The organism is Ignatzschineria sp. PL_is040, from assembly GCF_055813795.1.
In genome coordinates this window covers 103,774-121,749 of record NZ_JBVPGU010000005.1, presented here as the reverse complement: position 1 = coordinate 121,749, position 17,976 = coordinate 103,774, and the positions used below count along the sequence as shown (strand labels likewise).

The window sequence follows — 17,976 nt, the reverse complement described above, 5'->3', positions numbered from 1 at the left end:
CTCGATTATTGCTATATTTATGGCTTATTAAAGGCAATAAAAAAACCCTAGCGATTGCTAAGGTTTTAAAGGTTTGGCGGAAAAGGAGGGATTCGAACCCTCGATACGCTATTAACGTATACACCCTTAGCAGGGGTGCGCCTTCAGCCACTCGGCCACTTTTCCTTTCTGTTTATTCGCTAACTCTGTAGTGAATAGACGTACTATTATAGTAATTCTCTCCAAGATGTAAAGCGTTAAAATTGATCAATTGCTCTTCTCACTCTTTTCGCCTCGATCTTGAATTTTTTATCAATTTTCAAATGCTAATGCTCTTCGCTCCATCAGTTTTGCAATCATAATAAGAACAACATTCACCGCAAGATAGATCACGCCTGCCATCGCATAATATGTGATGGAATCATATGTTTGCCCTGTTAGCTCTCTTGCTCTTCCCATAATATCGAGAAGGGTAATTCCCTGTACAAGAGATGTACTTTTGAAGATCAGGACAATCTCATTGGAATAACTCGGTAGAGCGCGTCTTAGTGCAAGTGGAATAAGAATCTTCATCGCCTCAAAACGGCTCATACCTAATGCTAAACAAGCCTCCCATTGGCTCTTAGAGATATTCTTTACTGCGCCATAGAAGAGCTGAGCGGTATAAGCGGCTGAATTCAAAGAGAGTGCTAAGATTGCACAAAACCAAGCTTCCGAGAAGAGTGACCAGAGGAATGACTCTCTGATAAAGGTAAATTGCCCGGGCCCTGTATAGAAGAGAAAGATCTGCACTAAAAGTGGCGTGCCGGTAAAGAAGATAATAAAACCGCGTGCAATCTTTGCCTGCCAACGATTCTCCCATAGCGTTAAGATTCCCGTTAAGAGAAGCGCTAAAATAAATCCTAAAAAGAGGGCCGCTACCGTTAAGCCTAAACTGAGCGGAACCCCTTCTAAAATAAAGATAAAATGATCTAACATGCTCCCCCCCCTATTTCGCCGGCTCGTGATCATACTTGGTAATTCGATTGTAGAGAAGATCTTGTAGCTTCTGACTCACCAAAGAGATCACAAGATAGATCAACGCCGCCATCGTATACCAGGTAAATCCATCGGATGTTGCACTATAGATATAATCGGTCTCTTTCATCAACTCATGAACACCAATTAAGGAGACAAGCGCGGTATCTTTTAATAGAACCAACCACTGATTACTTAAGCCCGGAAAAGCGTGACGCCACATCTGCGGCATAATGATATAGAAGAAGGTTGCCGGCTTAGAGAGCCCTAAAACGGCTCCGCTATGCCACTGCTCTTTAGGCACGGCAAGTAGTGCGCCTCTAATCGTCTGTGAGGCATAAGAAGCATAAATTAAAGAGAGTGCAAATGCGCCTAAACCAAAGAAGAGATACTCCCCATAACTATCAAGAATTGAGAAGTAGAGATCGATCACTTGGGGTGGCCAGATCTCCTCATATTCCAAAAAGAGATAAGGAAGCCCCAATCCGATCAGGAAGATGACGATCAATTCCGGCAATGAACGAATAATCGATACAAAAAGGGTGACGCTCCACCTAACAATTCGCCATCGGCTCAACTCTAAAATCGCTAAGATATTCGCCCAGAGAAATCCCATCACCAATGCGATAATCGCCAGTAAAATTGTCGCTTTTGCCGCCACTAACATCGCTGCAAAATATTGACTGTTAAACAGATCAAAAATAGTTGTTAGTTCACTCACACTCTTCCCTCAAATTAAACAAACAAAAAGCGATGAACCTTCCATCGCTTTTTTCGCAGTTACGCATCTCACTGCCACTACTGTTGCTCAAACCATTTACTATAGATCTCATCATATTTACCGCTCTCTTTAACCTCTTTGAGCGCTTCATTGATCTGATCTAATAATTCAGTATTACGTTTACCAACGCCAATACCTAATCCTTGGCCGAAGTATTTAGGATCTGTCACCTTCTCACCCACTATTGTGAAGTTATCATTCTCTTTCATATAATCATTCACAACTTCACCATCACCAAAAACAACATCAACACGACCGATAGCTAAATCGCTCATAGCCGCCGGATATTGTGGATAGACAGAGACATCCGCCCCTTTGTAGGTATCGCGAATATATTGTTGATGCGTTGAGCCAGAAAGTACTCCAATTTTTGCATCTGCCACATCTTTGATCTGGTCTGCTTTATCCTTTGTTGTGATATAGATAGAGTAGTTTTGATAATAAGGGTCAGAGAAAGCAAGCTGTTTTGCACGCTCTTCCGTAATATCCATTCCTGAAATAACAGCATCATAACGACGTAGACGAAGATTAGGAATTAATGCATCAAACTCCTGTTCTGAGTAGACACACTCTTTCTCTAAAACGTTACATACTTCATTCATCAGGTCGATATCAAATCCTAATAACTCATTATTCTCACCTTTATATTCAAAAGGTGGATATGCCGGATTGGTTCCAACCACTAATTTATCTTGTGCATAGAGGGTTGTTGAACTCAATAATCCTGCGGCAACAAGTAGTAATTCTAATCTCTTTTTCATAATATTCTCCATCTATCTCTATTGTTATTTTCGATCTGTTCTCACAGCTTTTGATCTCTTTTTTGATCTGTTTGTTGATCTATCTTTGACATCTTTTTGCGATCTTTGCTGATCTCTTCACTCATCATCGGGCGCTTGAAATACAACTTGATATGACAGCGCGTCTGCAGCTGATGATGCCGGCACCTTCGCCCTCCTCATCATATCGCATCTATCGTAAAATGAGGAATTTAATGGGAGAGATATTGCTTAAATTGCTCTGTCTTTGGCGTTACAAACATTGAGGCATCTCCCTCTTCGATAACGCGCCCATTTTCCATATAGATCACATAGGTCGCGATACGTTTTGCAAAATCAACATCATGAGTTACGACGATTTGTGTAATTCCTGTTGTCGATAGCTCTTCAATAATCGCAGCAACTTGCGAGGTGATCTCCGGGTCGAGTGCTGCGGTTGGCTCATCAAAGAGAAGCACTTCGGGCTCCATCATAAGCGCCCGTGCAATAGCAACTCGCTGCTGTTGTCCGCCGGAGAGCTTTAGTGGATATCGCTCATCTAATCCCTCCAACTTAAGAGATCGAAGCGCCTCTAACCCCTTCTGCTTCGCCGCTTCTTGGCTCATTTTACCGAGTTTAACCGGCGCATAGGTTAAGTTTTGCAACACTGTACGATGGGGCCAAAGATGGTATTGTTGGAAGATCATCCCCACTTTTTGACGCAACTCCCGAATACTTTTTTCGGAGATCGACTGAGAGAAATCGAAATCAAATCCTGCAATCTCAAGCTCTCCCTCTTTTGGGCGTTCGAGTAGATTAAGGATACGTAATAAGGAGCTCTTCCCTGCGCCACTCGGCCCTAATAAAACAACGATCTCTCCCTCTTTCGCTTTAATAGATACATCGAAAAGTACTTGCGTATCGCCATAAAAATAGTTTAAGTGTTTCAGTTCAATCATTCTTCTATTATCTCTTTTCAGCCCGCAGGAACTTTGCAGAAGCCCTTATATCGCTTTTAGCAAAAAATTCGCAAAAGAGCGCATCAATCCGGGTGCGCTCACTCATTAGAATTATAAAATCTTCTTTTCAAACCTGTCTATTTTACGGTATTTTTTTCTTTCATGCAGAATCTTTTCATCATCATTTTCATTATAAAACAGGGGAAAAAGAAATCTCCCGGCAAATCTCTGCTAATATAAAATCTTTGCAACTAAAAACTGCTCAATTGATGCAATATTAATGAAAACTCTAGCGATATAACTGATGAAATAACTCGTAAAATAACCGGTAAAATAATCAGCAATGGAGCAGTCAAAATAGAGGTCGCAAATAGTAATAAGTAGTTGGTCATGAATAGTTAATGAACCGTACAGTTAATGATTCATTATTTAAATCATACGCTTATAAGTCATAGGCTGATAGATCATCAACCTACAGACCATAAAGTTTATAAGATTATAGATAAGTCAGTATGAACTGATAGATAAGTAACCTAATTAAATAGCAGATAGAAACAGATAGATAGTGATATGAAAAAAGCGCTTGTTGAAAAATTTTTAGATTCCCCCCATAAGCGGATTGCTCTGATGGGGATGAGTGGTGTAGGAAAGACCCATCTCTCCAAAAAGCTTCCCCCATCGGAATGGTTTCACTATTCGATTGATTATCGAATTGGCACACATCACCTTAAAGATGAAGTAAATGATTTTTTAACGCTTGAAGCGATGAAAAATCCACTCTTAAAGAGCTTAATTCAAAATCAAGCGATTTCAGTTGAATCTAGACTCTCTATTAGTAATCTCGCGCCGCTTTCTGCTTATTTAGGAATGGTCGGTAATCCTGCTGAAGGGGGGCAACCTCTGGCCCAATTTCTCGATCGTTTAGAGCGCCATCGTCTTGCTGAGATTGGTGCAATTGCCGATGTTCCCTACTTTATGGAGCGTGCAGAAAAGCGCTATCAACGCCCTAACTTCATTATCGATACCAGCGGTAGCTTTTGTGAAATTCAAGATGAGAAGAGCTGGGAGTTGATCGGTCAAAATGCACTATTGATCTATATAAAGGCATCAGAGAAGGCGAAAAACTATGTGATCGAGCGCGCTCAATCTCATCCTAAGCCGCTCTACTATCAAGCTTCATTCCTCTTACCTAAAATTGAGGAGTATCTCAAAACTCATCAACTGCAATCGGAAGCAGAGATTACGCCGGCACATTTTACCCGTTGGATCTTCCCCCAACTCATTGAACATCGGCTTGAGCTCTATGAGATGATTGCAGAGCGTTATGGTGTTACGATCGATGCCGAAGCGCTCTATCACGTTAAAGATCAAGATCAATTTTTCGCACTTATTAAGGAGTCTATCGATGCCCAATAATAATCCTGCCGGCGCCACTATTCAGCGTGAAACGACAGATAATCTCCATATCAAAGGTTATGCCCCACGCTTCTTTCGACTCAATGATGAGAGTGAATGGCATGAGCCGATTATGCTTCTAAACAAAGAGGTATTACACGGAGAACACTATTTGCCGGCAACATTTGAGCAATTAACAGAAGCTCATTTTGAAAAGTGGCTTGAATTGAAACCCACTGTTATTTTGATCGGCTCTGGCAATCAGATGCAATTTCTCGATCCTCAATGGCGGGCCTTTTTCTATCAACGCGGAATTGGTATTGAGACAATGGCCACAGAATCCCTCTGCCGGACATTTGCTATTTTAGCCGCTGAAGATCGCAATGCTTTAGGTGTCTTTTTTCCAATTGAGAAATAAGTCATTAAGTCATTACATTAAGCAATTGAGTAATTGAGTAGTTGAGTAATTAAGCAAATAAGAAAGTCTGTTGAGCGGCGGGAGAGAACGATTTCGCTCTTATATCAACCGCATGCCCGCAGGCCGGCATCGATGATGCCGAAAAAGTCCACTGACAATAGAGATTGCCAACTTGCCGGCATATGATTCATGGAAGTATGCAGTGGTGATCTCCGGCAACTCAACAACCCCTTTTGTTGTCATTAATGAAACCTGATAATGCTTTTGGCAATAGAGATCGCCCTCTGCCGGCATGTAGTTTCTGGAAGAACGTAATAGTAAGATCCGGCAGCGTTCAGCCTATTTTGTTTGATTGTTTCAAGCAATAAGAAAATCTATTGATCGGCGGGAGAGAACCATTTCGCTCTTATATCAACTGCATGCCCGCAGATTGGCATCAATGATGCCGAGAAAATCCACTGACAATAGAGATTGCCAATTTGCCGGCATATGATTCATGGAAGCATGCAGTGGTGATCTCCGGCAACTCATCAGCCCCTTTTGTTGTCATTAATGAAACCTGATAATGCTTTTGGCAATAGAGATCGCCCTCTGCCGGCATGTAGTTTCTGGAAGAACGTAATAGTAAGATCCGGCAGCGTTCAGCCTATTTTGTTTGATTGTTTCAAGCAATAAGAAAATCTATTGATCGGCGGGAGAGAACCATTTCGCTCTTATATCAACTGCATGCCCGCAGGCCGGCATCGATGATGCCGAGAAAGTCTACCGATAATAGAGATTGCCAACTTGCCGGCGTGCGATTCATGGAAGTATGCAATGGTGATCTCCGGCAACTCATCAACCCCTTTTGTTGTCATTAATGAAACCTGATAATGCTTTTGCAATAGAGATCGCCCTCTGCCGGCATGTAGTTTCTGGAAGAACGTAATAGTAAGATCCGGCAGCGTTCAGCCTATTTTGTTTGATTGTTTCAAGCAATAAGAAAATCTATTGATCGGCGGGAGAGAACGATTTCGCTCTTATATCAACTGCATGCCCGCAGATTGGCATCAATGATACCGAGAAAGTCCACCGATAATAGAGATTGCCAATTTGCCGACGTGTGATTCATGGAAGTATGCAGTGTGATCTCCGGCAACTCATCAGCCCTTTTAGAACTAAAAAATAAAACCACTCAAAAAGAGTGGTTTTTATAATGAACCAAAGGTTGTGAGTTGGTTCATAATAGTCCGCTGTAGGGTGTGAGCTACAGCAGATCTATTTCCGTTTTATGTTTCAGTCTTATTTACAGCTTTACGATTCTAGCAGGAATACCTTGTCGAACCGCAGCGCCTGTTGTCCAATCGAGCCATGGCGCAGGAATCGGTCTTGAAGGGTCAGCAATTGCTAGATCATTCAAGTTGAGTCCACTTCCCACATGTTGACTAAATTGCATCGGAACACCATCGATCATATGTGCTCTTGCCCCAACATCACGACGACCATAACCATGCTCTATCGCTAAAACACCCGGTTTTACGCCATCGAGAACCATAATTTGCGATTCTTGAGCCCCATTAGGAGATTCTATTCGCACTCGATCCCCATTTTGGACATTGAAGCGAAGTGCATCTTCCTCACTAATCGCGACAAAGTTAGTCGGCTTAATCATCCGTAAACGCAGTGTTGAACCGGAGGTACTACTCACAATATTCGATTTAAATGAGGTTAATGCTAATGGCCACTCCTCTTTTGAGAAGCGCTCATAAACCGAGCTACCATCTGAGAAACGGGGTGGATAGTAGGTCGGCGTTCCACTATAACGCTCCCCATTCGCAAAGTGACGATGAACCCCTACCGTCTCATTCCAGAGCTGTAGCGTCGGCGTCCATTTTTTCGTCATCTCATCCCCTTTCCAACCGGTATCGAAGTCGGCAAAGCGTCCACCACGCGCATAAACATAGGCAACGCGCATCTGCTCTTCTGGCTTCAAGACACGCTCAATCTCACCTTTGATGCGTTTAACACCGGTTAACTCCATCTCTTCACGATTTGACTCCGGTACGGCAGATCCATCAAATGCCATATTTGCCGCCGCACGCAGATAGAAATCTTCCGCATTATGGACGGGGTGACTATTTCCCTCATAATCTTTAATCGCATTCTCACCAAAGCCTGGTAATCCCATCTTTTTCGCCACTTCAATAAAGAAGAGTTCCATCGAAATTGGACGACCCTTTGCATCTTTCTCGACACGTGGCTCCACGATAGGCCATCTTGCAGTAGAGGTCTTAAAGGGAACGCCTGCCCATGCACTACCGAAGCCCCAGCTCTCAAAGTTATGAGTATCGGGAACGATATAATCTGCCATCGCTGTAGTTTCATTGATAAAGGCATCAATCGCCACAAAGAGTGGTAAGACTTTGGGATCTTTTAACTTATCGAGCAGTAATTGTCTAAAACCTGTAATACCATAGACCGGATTAGTCATATTACTGATCCACGCTTTGAGTGGATAAGGATCAGCATTGAGCGCGGAGATCAACATCTCTGTCGCCTGCCCTCCGGCAAAAGGATACCAAGGACGACTCGCCGGGTAAGGATTCTCACCACGCGCTACCTTCTCTTTATACTCAGTTGATGACTCATAAGGGCGCTTCGCGCGACCAATCATAATGCCTTTCGGCTGCACCATACCATCAAATTTTGTAAAATCGTAACGCGGACCCGGAGCATAATCGGCATATTTCCCACCATTAACATGCATTCCGCCCTTATAGTTCATATTGCCGATTAAAACATTGAGCGTTAAGAGTGACCAAGCATTATAGAAACCATTACCACTCATCATGCCACCATGAGTAATAATCGCGGCTTTATGTCCATGACTGGTAAATTTACGCGCCAATCCCTCAATCGTTGAGACCGGCACACCACAAACCTCACTATACTCCGCTAATGTCATCTTATCTGCAGAGCGTTTTAACATCGTAAAGCTTGTTGCAACCTCAACCTCTTCCCCATTTGCAAGTGCTACTTTGCCCGCATAATAGAGTTTACCGCGAAGCGCTTCATCGACATCCTTCAACTCACCCGTTACCGCATCAACCGCTAAGATCGGGCTCGATGCTCGATCGCCCCCCTCAATATCCGCAAGACGTAACATCTGACCATAAAGAGGACTCTTCTCATCAACAATCACAAGATGGGTTGCATTCGAATGACTCACAGCTTTCGCCGCTTCCATTCCTGCAGCTCCTGGCACGGTGAGATAATCTTCGTTATAACGCTTCTGATCGATAATGTAACGAATCATCGCCATCGCCATCGCCGAATCGGTCCCTGGAAGAATAGAGATCCAGGTATTATTCTGCGTTGCGAGCGTATTTGTCATCGGCAAGTTTGGCGCAACAACGGCATAACTAAACTCAGAAGCCTCTTTCGTTCTCGCACCTGCTAAGAGGCGACCTTGACGTTTAAAAGGATTCCCCGATTGTGCCGGCGATGTTCCCATAAAGATTGCAAATTCAACATTCTCAAGATCTGGCTTAGCATGGGCATTTTTTGCCATATCATTCATCAACGCACCTGATCCTAAACGATACGCTAGACCACAATAGGCTCCATGTGCAGTGAAGTTACGCGTACCGAACGATTCATTCGTAAAGCGCTTAACAAAGAATTCACGCCCTTCATTTCCGGCATTTGAGACTAAAAGTTGATTCGCCTTAACTCCAAATTCTGGATTTTGGGGATCGATCAAGGTCTCAAGATCACGAATATCTTTAAGCCCATCTACATGCCCTTCACCAAAGAGATCGCCACCATTGACCACTTCATCGATCAATTGCTCAAAGCTGATGCGCTCCCATTTACCTTCCCCTCGCTTTCCAACACGTTTTAAAGGCCAGAGAACACGATAAGGACTTGAAACAGATTCTCCCATCTGCGCACCACGCGCACAAGCCGTTGAACGATCATTAATGCCCTGATCGCCCCCTAACTTCACCCATGCCTCATCGATCGGCATATCGTAATTGAACTGCTCTTCACTCGATAATGGATGGTAAGGATTTCCGGCGATACGAATCACCTCATTCTTCTCCTTATCGACCCGCACCCGCACGCCACAAACGGTCCAGCATCCAAAACATTGGGTATTGGACATCGCTTGTTGCTTGTTCTGGATAAATTTGCCATCTTCGATATGCCCTTCCACATTGAGTGCATCACCAAAGATCGCATTTTTGGTCGGCTCTGCAGAAGTACCGGTGACAAGACCCTTCACCATATTCTTTGCTGTATTACTATAACCGACCGCAAATGCCGCTAAACCACCAGCTGCCGCAACTCCCTTAACAATGTTACGGCGCTTACGGCGTGCATCATCCTCAACATCGATATCTTGATGAGATTCCACCGCCTCTGTTGCCAGATCCATCTCTTCGATACCTTTTTTCAATTTATCATCACTCATCTTATTACTCCTATGGGTAGCAGCTACTCGATGCTCCCCCACAATTGATTATTTAACAGCTTTAAAGGTTAACCAGCGATCTTGAAGGAGGCTCCACACAACAATAACAAGCGTGAGCCAGAGTCCAAAGGTTGAAAGAATGCCTAAGAATCCGCTAAATCCCCAATCGAGATGGTAAGGATTAATCACCACATTATATTTCGGTAATGTCTGTGATTGCATTAAGATCGCCCAGCGGATCGTCCATGCTAATGAGAGCGAGCCGAGCGCTAGAAGAAGATCGATCCAGCGACAATTGATACGGCGCTTGTTAAAATTCACTAAGGTGTAGATCATCAAAACTAACCAATAGATCAGTAGACTTAAACCGATCGTAAACCAGACAGATCCTTTCTCGGGGAGGGATCTAAAAGCAGCGCCTGCCGGCGTATCACTCATCGCCCAGCCAATTAAAGTGAAGGCAACACCGATCAATCCGACCAATTGAAAGCGACTTAAAATCGCCGTATGATCTTGTCGTTGCGACCATCTTGAGGAGAGTGAATTCCACGCTTTAACACACATCGGTACAGCTTGAAATGCCGTAAAGAAGAGCACCCAAGGTAACCATGGTGTAAACCAGATCGGTTGTGAACGAAGCACATTGATCTCTTTACCGGTATAGAGAAGAATCATAAATGCGGTCACTAATAATCCCATCGAGGTCCATTGCAAACAGAATGAAGGATTGATACTGCCCCAGTGAAGCGCTCTAAACCACTTATAAGTTCCCTCTTTCGTACTATTCTCTCTTAAAAGAAGGAGAAATTGGATAATGAGAAACACGATAAAGAGGGGGACAAAGACAGCTCCGATCCACATCCATGACCAAGGAGCCATCTGGATATAGAAGTTAATAAAACGCCCCGGCTGATGAAGGTCTGCTAAAAGTGCAATAGGTCCGACAATGCCGGCAGTGATCCCAAAGCCCATCACCAATAGTTCAAGCCCTTTAAGCTCACCATGTTTCCACCATCTTAAGATCACGGCAATAAGGGCTGCTGAAGCGGCTAATCCGATAAAGAAGAAATATTGCACTGCCCATGGAAGCCAGGCAATCTCTTGAGGTAATGTCAGTAATTCACGAATCATAATACAATCTCCTGCCATAACATTGCTTGACCTTGAACTTGCGATTGGAATGCTTCATCTAGTCCAATATAGAAGACTTGAGGAATCGTTCCCTGCTCCGGCTTTAAGACCTTGATCTCATCGGCAAACTCCACAAGCATTTTGCTAATTAAGCTATTAGGATCTTTCATATCCCCAATAATTCGCGCGCCACCGACACAAGATTCCACACATGCCGGCAATAACCCTGCTTCTAATCGATGCGCACAGAAGGTGCATTTATCAGCTGTTCCTGTCTCTTCATTGATAAAGCGCGCCTCATAAGGGCAAGCTTGAACGCAGTAAGCACAACCGACACAGATCTTATTATCTACCACAACGATGCCATCTTCGCGTTGAAAAGTGGCTTGAGTTGGGCAAACAGGAACACAAGGAGGATTATCACAATGATTACAGAGTCTAGGTAAAACAACGTTAGTTGCTTGATCCTGCTCATAGCTGATCACCTGATATTGGCGTACCGTTGTTCTAAATTGTCCCGCCGGCATCTGATTTTCTACCGTACAACTCACAGTACAAGCTTGGCAGCCAATACAACGACGAAGATCGACAATCATCCCGTAGCGCTTATTCGGGTCACCCTCACGGCGAGGGGGTACGCGCTTCTCTGCGGCTCGTGCCTCTTTTAACGATACTACAGCAGCTCCGGCAGTTAAAGCGCCTAGCTGCTTAAGTAGATCACGGCGTGTAATATCCATCTAAACTCTCCTTTCATCTCTACTCTAGAATTGAGAGGATGACCTTCCTCTCTATATCCAGTAGTCGATTTGATATGCATTCCCAATTGATTGAATCTGCTACTACTTCGAATAACCGAATAACGTGGGCCATCCCACAAATTTTTTCATGCTCTTATGATCGCGACTTTTGTAAAGCCCCTCTATTGTGGTAAACCACATACCTGCTAATAAATTGATCTAGAGCAAGTCTCTCAAACTCGCTTTTCTGAGATTTTTTTGATCAAAAGAGTCAGATTTCCCACTATATTCAACAACTAAAAGAACAAGTTGCCACATGCCGGCGCGTGATTTTTGGAAAAGAGCGATGGCTATATCCGGCACCTCATCAGCCCTTTTTGTATGATTATTTGATTGCTTCAGCCCATAAGAGAATTTGTTGAGTGGCGGGAGGGAACCATCTCGCTCTTATATCAACTGCATGCCCGCAGAATGGCACCTTCAATGCCGAGAAATCAGATCGACACGATCGATACTTACCAGTAGTAATAAAGACCGCCATCTGCCGGCACGTAATTTTTAGAAATACGTGATAGTAAGATCCGGCTGCGTTCAGCCTCTTTTGTTACAACGAATAAAAAATTTTCAAACTCAGTATCGATATGGATCAGAACGGAGCGATATTTGCCAGTGATTGAGGTCGTCAACTTGCCGGCATGCAATTCATGGAAGCATGCAGTGGTAATCTCCGGCATCTCATCAGCCCTTTTTGTATGATTATTTGATTGCTGAGAATTTCAACAAATAGGCGAATCGCTATAACCTCGTTATAATATGCAAATGAGCAAATTTCTTTGATGTTATTGCTCCGAAATACCGCTTAACCCAATCATCCGTCTATGAAGATGCCGAAATTTCTATTGACTACCCCTAAAGGAGCGCAATTGTTGCCTTTACCTCAATCACTTCGATTTCGACTACTTCCATCAATAATGTTGATGCTGCTTAAAGGATTAATATTGGTGATATTAATGCTCGGCATCATAAACCCTACGGCTCTTGCGACTTCTAAATCAACCGCAGATACAATATCGAACCGACTGCCAGAAGTACCTTATCATTGTTCACCTATGGGCGACCGAACAGATCGCGACCACCGATCCCGCGTAACGATTGGTGTCTTAGCGCCCTACGGTGATGTTGCGGCTGAAAAAGAGTGGTGCCCCTGGATTACGGCGCTCAATCACGAGATGCCCGATCTTCATTTTGTCCTTAAACCACTACAGCTCAATAATATTGAGTCTGAAGTGACAAGTGGCGCGATCGATCTACTACTCTCCCATCAAGGTGTTTTTATGAACCTTCGTTCAAAAGCCTCCATGCGCTGGATGGCGAGCCTTGAAGAGAATATCCACTTAGAAGAGAGCCACGCTAAGATTGGAAGTGCCATCTGGGTAAAGGAAGAGAGCCCGATTCAGACACTCAATGATCTTCGCGGTAAGAGAGTCGATGCGGTCAGTCAAAATGCATTGGGAGGATTTCTCCTCGCTTACCATGAAATGATTCAAAACTCACCAACATTAGCCAAAGAGATCGCCTTTCAATATCGCGGTTACCCAATAGAAGCGCTCTTTGACTATTTGGCAACAGATGAAAATGATGCCATTATTGTTCCCGCCTGCCTCTATGAACGCCTTGAACGTCAAGATATTCTGCCTGAAGGGAGCTTTCGTCTCATCAATCCTAAAGAGATCGATGATTTTACTTGTCAAACCAGTACCAATCTTATGCCGAGTTGGTCGCTAGCAGCCCTCAATGGGATCGATCAAGAGACAGCAAAGCGAATTCAGAGTGCTCTTTTTCAATTTAATGATCCTGATCTCCCCTCCTGGCAACTCCCCTATACGCTAGCGGAGATCAATCAACTAGCGGCTGATATTAAACATTATGAGGAGCGAGAAACTCTCTTTGAGACCCTCTTTCGCTTAGCGATCACCCATAAGATCTGGCTTCTCTTCTTTGCTCTCTTTCTTCTGATCCTTCTCATTAACCACCTATGGCTGAGTTATGCCGCAACTAAACGCCGTAAAGCGCTCGATAATGCTTATAAAACGATGCATGATTATGAGATGATGCTCTCAAAAGCAGATCGTATGAATATTTTAGGCGAGATGGCAAGCGGTATTGGCCATGAACTCAATCAACCCCTCTCTACCATTCGCAATTATGCTGAGGGGAGTATTATGATTCTTAAAAAGAGTGACCAACAGCATCCCCTCTTAACTCCGCTACATAAGATTAATGAGCAGGTCTCACAATGTCACAATATTATTAAGAATCTGCGCTCATGGGCCAAGCCGGAGGAGAATAGTATTCGAGAAGAGGTCAATCTCCGCGCCTTTTTAGAGCAGATTATCGAAATTACCCGACTGCGGATGCATGGTCATATCGATATTCAGGTCGATATCCCCGAGTATTTCAATATTGTGATCACTCCTTCTATTTTGGAGCAGGTTTTAGCCAACTGCTTGATGAATTCCGCACAAGCAGGTGCTACAGTGATCGATATTCGCCTTAAGATCTATCCGCAATATATTAAACTCTTTCTCTTCGATAATGGTCCCGGCTTTACGCAAGCAGAGATCGATGCCCCCTTTGTTCCCTTCCGCACCTCTAAAAAAGATGGTTTGGGTTTAGGCTTAGTGATCTGCCAGCGTCTCATTGAGAGCTTAGATGGTAAATTACGAATCGATAATCGTCGTGATGGCGCAAGGGGCGCCGCCGTGAGATTGATCTTATCGCGAGAACTGACCCCGACCGATCAAAAGGAGCCACAATGAGTACTTTAACTGTCCATATTGTTGATGATGAGCCTGATGTGCGCGAATCGTGCCAATTTCTGGTATCTGCCCTCAACTATCCAACTGCGCTGTGGGAGGATGGTCGTGCCTTTATTGAAGGGGTCGATCTCACCTTACCAGCGATTGCGATTGTCGATCTACGCATGCCCAAGATGTCGGGAGATACGGTTATTACGATGCTAAAAAATCATCAAAGCCCAATAGGCGCCATTATTCTCACCGGCCATGGTGAAGTCTCAACAGCCGTAAAGACGTTAAAAGAGGGTGCTGTCGATTTCTTGGAGAAACCGATCGATCTCGACACCTTAATGAATGCGCTTAAAAATGCCGAGAAGGTGACACTCGCTCGAGCAAAACATAATGAATTACTCTCTCGATATGCGCGTCTTACAGAGCGTGAACAGCAGATTGCCGCCCTTGTCTATGAGGGATTAACGAATAAGGAGATTGCGCAACGAGAATCGATCTCCGTACGAACCGTTGAAGTGCAACGCGCAAGTGCGATGAAAAAGTTAGAGACCGAATCTCTTGCGGAATTTATCTCTACCCTCAATGAGGTCGATAACCTCCTCAAACCGAGTGAGTAGAAGGATCTAGAGATAATCTCCGGCAATAGAGATCGCCACCTGCCGGCGCGTAATTTCTGGAAGTACGCGATAGTGAAATCCGGCAGCGTTCAGCCTCTGTTGTTTGATTGTTTCAAGCAATAAGAGAGTCTGTAAAGCGGCGGGAGAGAACCATCTCGCTCTTATTACGACTGCACGCCCGCAGGTTGGCATCCCTGATGCCACGAATGAGTATCGATAGGGTAATAATGGTTACCGATGATAGTAGATCATCATCTGCCGGCACGTAGGTTCTGGAAGAACGCGATAGTAAGATCCGGCAGCGTTCAGCCTCTGTTGATTGATTGTTTCAAGCAATAAGAGAGTCTGTAGAGCGGCGGGAGAGAACCATCTCGCTCTTATTACGACTGCACGCCCGCAGAATGGCACCTTCAATGCCGAGAAAAAACCTATTAAAAATGACCTATTAAAAAATGATTATTGCCGGCAATAGAGATTGCACATGCCGGCGCGAGATCTCTGGAAGAATGCGATCGTGAAATCCGGCAGCGTTCAGCCTTTTTGTTTGATTATTTCAAGCAATAAGAGAGTCTGTAGAGCGGCGGGAGAGAACCATCTCGCTCTTATTACGACTGCACGCCCGCAGGTTGGCATCTTTGATGCCACGAATGAGTATCGATAGGGTAATAATTGTTACCGATGATAGAAGATCATCATCTGCCGGCATACGATTTCTGAAAGCATGCAGTGGTGATCTCCGGCAACTCAGTAATCTCTTTTGTTGTCATCAATGAAATCAGATAATGTTTTCGGCGATAGAAGATCGCCACCTGCCGGCGCGAAATTGATGGAAGTACGCAATAGTGAGATCCGGCAGCGTTCAGCCTTTTTATTTCAATCAATGATTCTTAAGAAGATTTTAGAGCGGGAACAACCATCTTATTCTTTTCACCACCGCATGTCCGAAGAATGGCATCTTGATGATCAATTGTTTTATCTATTTGAAACAATGAATCAGGAACTGCTATATACTTGAGAGGGCAATTCTGCTACTGTTTATACGGTTTTATTGAGGGAGTATTTCATTGACTGCCACGTCATTGACACAACAAGCGAAAGAAGCGCTAGCGAAATATTTTGGCTATAGTGAGTTTCGTCCTGGCCAACAGCGTCTGATCGATGCCATTTTATCCGGCAAAGATGCCTTAGGTATTATGCCGACAGGCGGTGGTAAATCACTCTGTTATCAGATCCCGGCACTCCTACTTCCTCATGTAACACTGGTGGTCTCCCCACTTATCTCGTTGATGAAAGATCAGGTCGATTCTCTTACCGAAATCGGTATTCCGGCAACCTTTATCAATAGTACGCTCGATGAGGAGACCTTTGTTCAAAGACTTATTGCGATTCGGCAAGGTCGCTATCAATTGATCTATATCGCCCCGGAACGACTCAATAGCCAGCTGATCCGTAATCTCTTCTCCGCCGTTAAAGTGAGCTTTATCGCCGTTGATGAAGCGCATTGCATCTCTAAATGGGGACACGATTTTCGCCCCGCCTATGGAGAGATTATCGATTTTCTCCACCAACTTCCCTATCGCCCTCCTGTTGGCGCCTACACAGCAACAGCAACAACCGATGTGATCGAGGAGATCAAAAATCTTCTACAACTCCAAGATCCCGTAGAATCGATTATCAGCTTCGATCGTAAAAATCTGATCTTTGAGGTCTTAAAGATCTCCAATAAACGCGATTATATCCTTAACTTTATTCGCCGATTTTACCCCAAAGATTCAGGCGTCATCTATTGTGCGACTCGGAAGAATGTAGAGCTACTCACCCAATTTTTACAAGATGCCGGCATCAATGCTTTAGGCTATCACGGGGGCATGAGTAGTGAAGAGCGAGAAAAACATCAAAATGCCTTTATCTATGATGAAGTGGAGATTATTGTTGCCACTAATGCTTTCGGGATGGGGATCGACAAATCAAATGTCCGCTTTGTGATCCACTACAATATGCCCCAAAATATGGAAGCCTACTATCAAGAGGCAGGAAGAGCAGGAAGAGATGGGGAGCCGGCACATTGCCTACTACTCTACTCACCACGCGATATCTCTAACCAGAAATATCTCATTGAGAATAATGAGTTTCTAATCGATCCTGAACGAAAACGGATTCTCTACCAAAATCTGCAATCGCTCATCGACTATTGCCACTCTGAAGAGTGCCTGCGCGCTGAAATTTTACGCTACTTCTCTGAAACCCCCACTTTTGAAAGTTGTGATAATTGCGGCAACTGCACCAATACGACACCGAAGATCAATATCACTATTGAGGCACAAAAGATCCTCTCTTGCGTCTATCGAGTAGAACAAAATTATGGTATTACAACGGTCACACAAGTCTTAAAAGGTTCGAAAAATCGCCAAATTATCGAGCGCGGTTTAGATCAAGTCTCCACCTATGGCATTATGAAAGAGTATCCAGAGCGAACCATTCGGGAGATGATTATGACATTAATCGCTCGAGGCTATCTCTATCAAACACCTGATGCGCGCCCTATTTTACGACTCAAATCGGCGGCTAAAGCGATCTTAAAAGGGGAGAAGCAACTCTTCTACCGCCAAGATCTTATCGCTCATCGCACTGTTACCGATCCCGGCAGCCACTATAAATCCCCCTTCTATGAGCCGCTCAAAGAGCTCCGCCTCTCCCTTGCGCGCGAACGCGATATTCCGGCATATGCGATCTTTACCGACGCTACTTTACGGGAGATCTCAGAAAAGCGCCCTAAAACACCGGGAGAATTTCTCAACATTCGGGGTATCGGCATGAAAAAACTCGACCAATATGGCTCGCTCTTTATCGAAAAGATCAAAGAGTTGGAAGCAGGTGAGAGCTCTGCAAGCTAATCTCTCAGCATACGAATCTAGTTT

17 protein-coding genes and 1 tRNA gene are annotated in these 17,976 nt (G+C 44.1%); 5 read left to right on the top strand and 13 right to left on the bottom strand.

All coding sequences use genetic code 11. From position 1 onward, the window contains the following. Positions 1-74 precede the first annotated feature (74 nt). The 5 genes from AC0SAP_RS07680 to artP form a co-directional block, all read right to left on the bottom strand. A tRNA-Ser gene (locus tag AC0SAP_RS07680) sits at positions 75-165 on the bottom strand. Positions 166-291: 126 nt separating this feature from the next. Then, complete coding sequence (artM, locus tag AC0SAP_RS07675) at positions 292-957, bottom strand: arginine ABC transporter permease ArtM (protein ID WP_094568544.1); 666 nt, start codon at positions 955-957, stop codon at positions 292-294. 10 nt (positions 958-967) lie between these two features. Continuing rightward, the gene (locus tag AC0SAP_RS07670) at positions 968-1,663 is read right to left on the bottom strand and encodes an ABC transporter permease subunit (RefSeq protein ID WP_094568550.1); all 696 of its coding nucleotides are present in this window, start codon (positions 1,661-1,663) and stop codon (positions 968-970) included. Positions 1,664-1,794: 131 nt separating this feature from the next. Continuing rightward, positions 1,795-2,538: a transporter substrate-binding domain-containing protein gene (locus AC0SAP_RS07665; protein ID WP_473383742.1), complete on the bottom strand. Its 744-nt coding sequence runs from the start codon at positions 2,536-2,538 to the stop codon at positions 1,795-1,797. Between the two features lie 230 nt (positions 2,539-2,768). Next, positions 2,769-3,494 carry an arginine ABC transporter ATP-binding protein ArtP gene (artP, locus tag AC0SAP_RS07660; RefSeq protein ID WP_473383741.1) on the bottom strand — a complete coding sequence of 242 codons (726 nt, stop codon included), beginning with the start codon at positions 3,492-3,494 and terminating at the stop codon, positions 2,769-2,771. Between the two features lie 570 nt (positions 3,495-4,064). Here artP and AC0SAP_RS07655 point away from each other — a divergent pair. Together AC0SAP_RS07655 and AC0SAP_RS07650 are read left to right on the top strand one after the other, a co-directional pair. Next, positions 4,065-4,910, top strand: coding sequence for a hypothetical protein (locus AC0SAP_RS07655; RefSeq protein WP_473383739.1), 846 nt, complete (start codon positions 4,065-4,067; stop codon positions 4,908-4,910). Then, positions 4,900-5,307: an Mth938-like domain-containing protein gene (locus AC0SAP_RS07650; RefSeq protein WP_157953535.1), complete on the top strand. Its 408-nt coding sequence runs from the start codon at positions 4,900-4,902 to the stop codon at positions 5,305-5,307. Before AC0SAP_RS07655 ends, AC0SAP_RS07650 begins: the two co-directional genes overlap by 11 nt. A 99-nt stretch (positions 5,308-5,406) precedes the next feature. Here AC0SAP_RS07650 and AC0SAP_RS07645 read toward each other — a convergent pair whose 3' ends face one another. From AC0SAP_RS07645 to AC0SAP_RS07625, 5 genes are all read right to left on the bottom strand, one after another. Then, the gene (locus AC0SAP_RS07645; RefSeq protein ID WP_473383738.1) at positions 5,407-5,601 is read right to left on the bottom strand and encodes a hypothetical protein; all 195 of its coding nucleotides are present in this window, start codon (positions 5,599-5,601) and stop codon (positions 5,407-5,409) included. 991 nt (positions 5,602-6,592) lie between these two features. Next, positions 6,593-9,727, bottom strand: coding sequence for a molybdopterin dinucleotide binding domain-containing protein (locus AC0SAP_RS07640; protein WP_473383750.1), 3,135 nt, complete (start codon positions 9,725-9,727; stop codon positions 6,593-6,595). 84 nt (positions 9,728-9,811) lie between these two features. Then, the gene (nrfD, locus tag AC0SAP_RS07635; protein ID WP_473383737.1) at positions 9,812-10,894 is read right to left on the bottom strand and encodes an NrfD/PsrC family molybdoenzyme membrane anchor subunit; all 1,083 of its coding nucleotides are present in this window, start codon (positions 10,892-10,894) and stop codon (positions 9,812-9,814) included. Continuing rightward, a complete protein-coding gene (gene ttrB / locus AC0SAP_RS07630) occupies positions 10,891-11,631 on the bottom strand; it encodes a tetrathionate reductase subunit TtrB (RefSeq protein WP_109202293.1) in 741 nt (246 codons plus the stop codon). Before ttrB ends, nrfD begins: the two co-directional genes overlap by 4 nt. Positions 11,632-12,146: 515 nt before the next feature. Continuing rightward, positions 12,147-12,365, bottom strand: a complete 219-nt coding sequence (locus tag AC0SAP_RS07625; protein ID WP_473383735.1) for a hypothetical protein — start codon at positions 12,363-12,365, stop codon at positions 12,147-12,149. Between the two features lie 276 nt (positions 12,366-12,641). On the opposite strand from AC0SAP_RS07625, the gene AC0SAP_RS07620 reads away from it, so the two are divergent. Both AC0SAP_RS07620 and AC0SAP_RS07615 read left to right on the top strand, forming a co-directional pair. Next, positions 12,642-14,450 carry a sensor histidine kinase gene (locus AC0SAP_RS07620; protein ID WP_473383749.1) on the top strand — a complete coding sequence of 603 codons (1,809 nt, stop codon included), beginning with the start codon at positions 12,642-12,644 and terminating at the stop codon, positions 14,448-14,450. After that, positions 14,447-15,058 carry a response regulator transcription factor gene (locus AC0SAP_RS07615; RefSeq protein ID WP_109202296.1) on the top strand — a complete coding sequence of 204 codons (612 nt, stop codon included), beginning with the start codon at positions 14,447-14,449 and terminating at the stop codon, positions 15,056-15,058. Before AC0SAP_RS07620 ends, AC0SAP_RS07615 begins: the two co-directional genes overlap by 4 nt. A gap of 6 nt (positions 15,059-15,064) precedes the next feature. On the opposite strand, the gene AC0SAP_RS07610 is transcribed toward AC0SAP_RS07615, so the two are convergent. From AC0SAP_RS07610 to AC0SAP_RS07600, 3 genes are all read right to left on the bottom strand, one after another. After that, entirely contained in the window at positions 15,065-15,250 is a 186-nt protein-coding gene (locus AC0SAP_RS07610; protein ID WP_473383734.1) for a hypothetical protein, read from the bottom strand. A gap of 361 nt (positions 15,251-15,611) precedes the next feature. Further along, positions 15,612-15,764 (bottom strand): hypothetical protein, encoded by a 153-nt coding sequence (locus AC0SAP_RS07605; RefSeq protein WP_473383733.1) that lies wholly within the window; start codon positions 15,762-15,764, stop codon positions 15,612-15,614. Next, positions 15,751-15,939, bottom strand: coding sequence for a hypothetical protein (locus AC0SAP_RS07600; protein WP_473383731.1), 189 nt, complete (start codon positions 15,937-15,939; stop codon positions 15,751-15,753). The genes AC0SAP_RS07605 and AC0SAP_RS07600 overlap by 14 nt, the downstream gene beginning before the upstream one ends. 183 nt (positions 15,940-16,122) lie before the next feature. Between AC0SAP_RS07600 and recQ the strand changes: the two genes are divergently transcribed. Continuing rightward, a complete protein-coding gene (recQ, locus tag AC0SAP_RS07595; RefSeq protein WP_473383730.1) occupies positions 16,123-17,952 on the top strand; it encodes a DNA helicase RecQ in 1,830 nt (609 codons plus the stop codon). Positions 17,953-17,976: the final 24 nt, after the last annotated feature.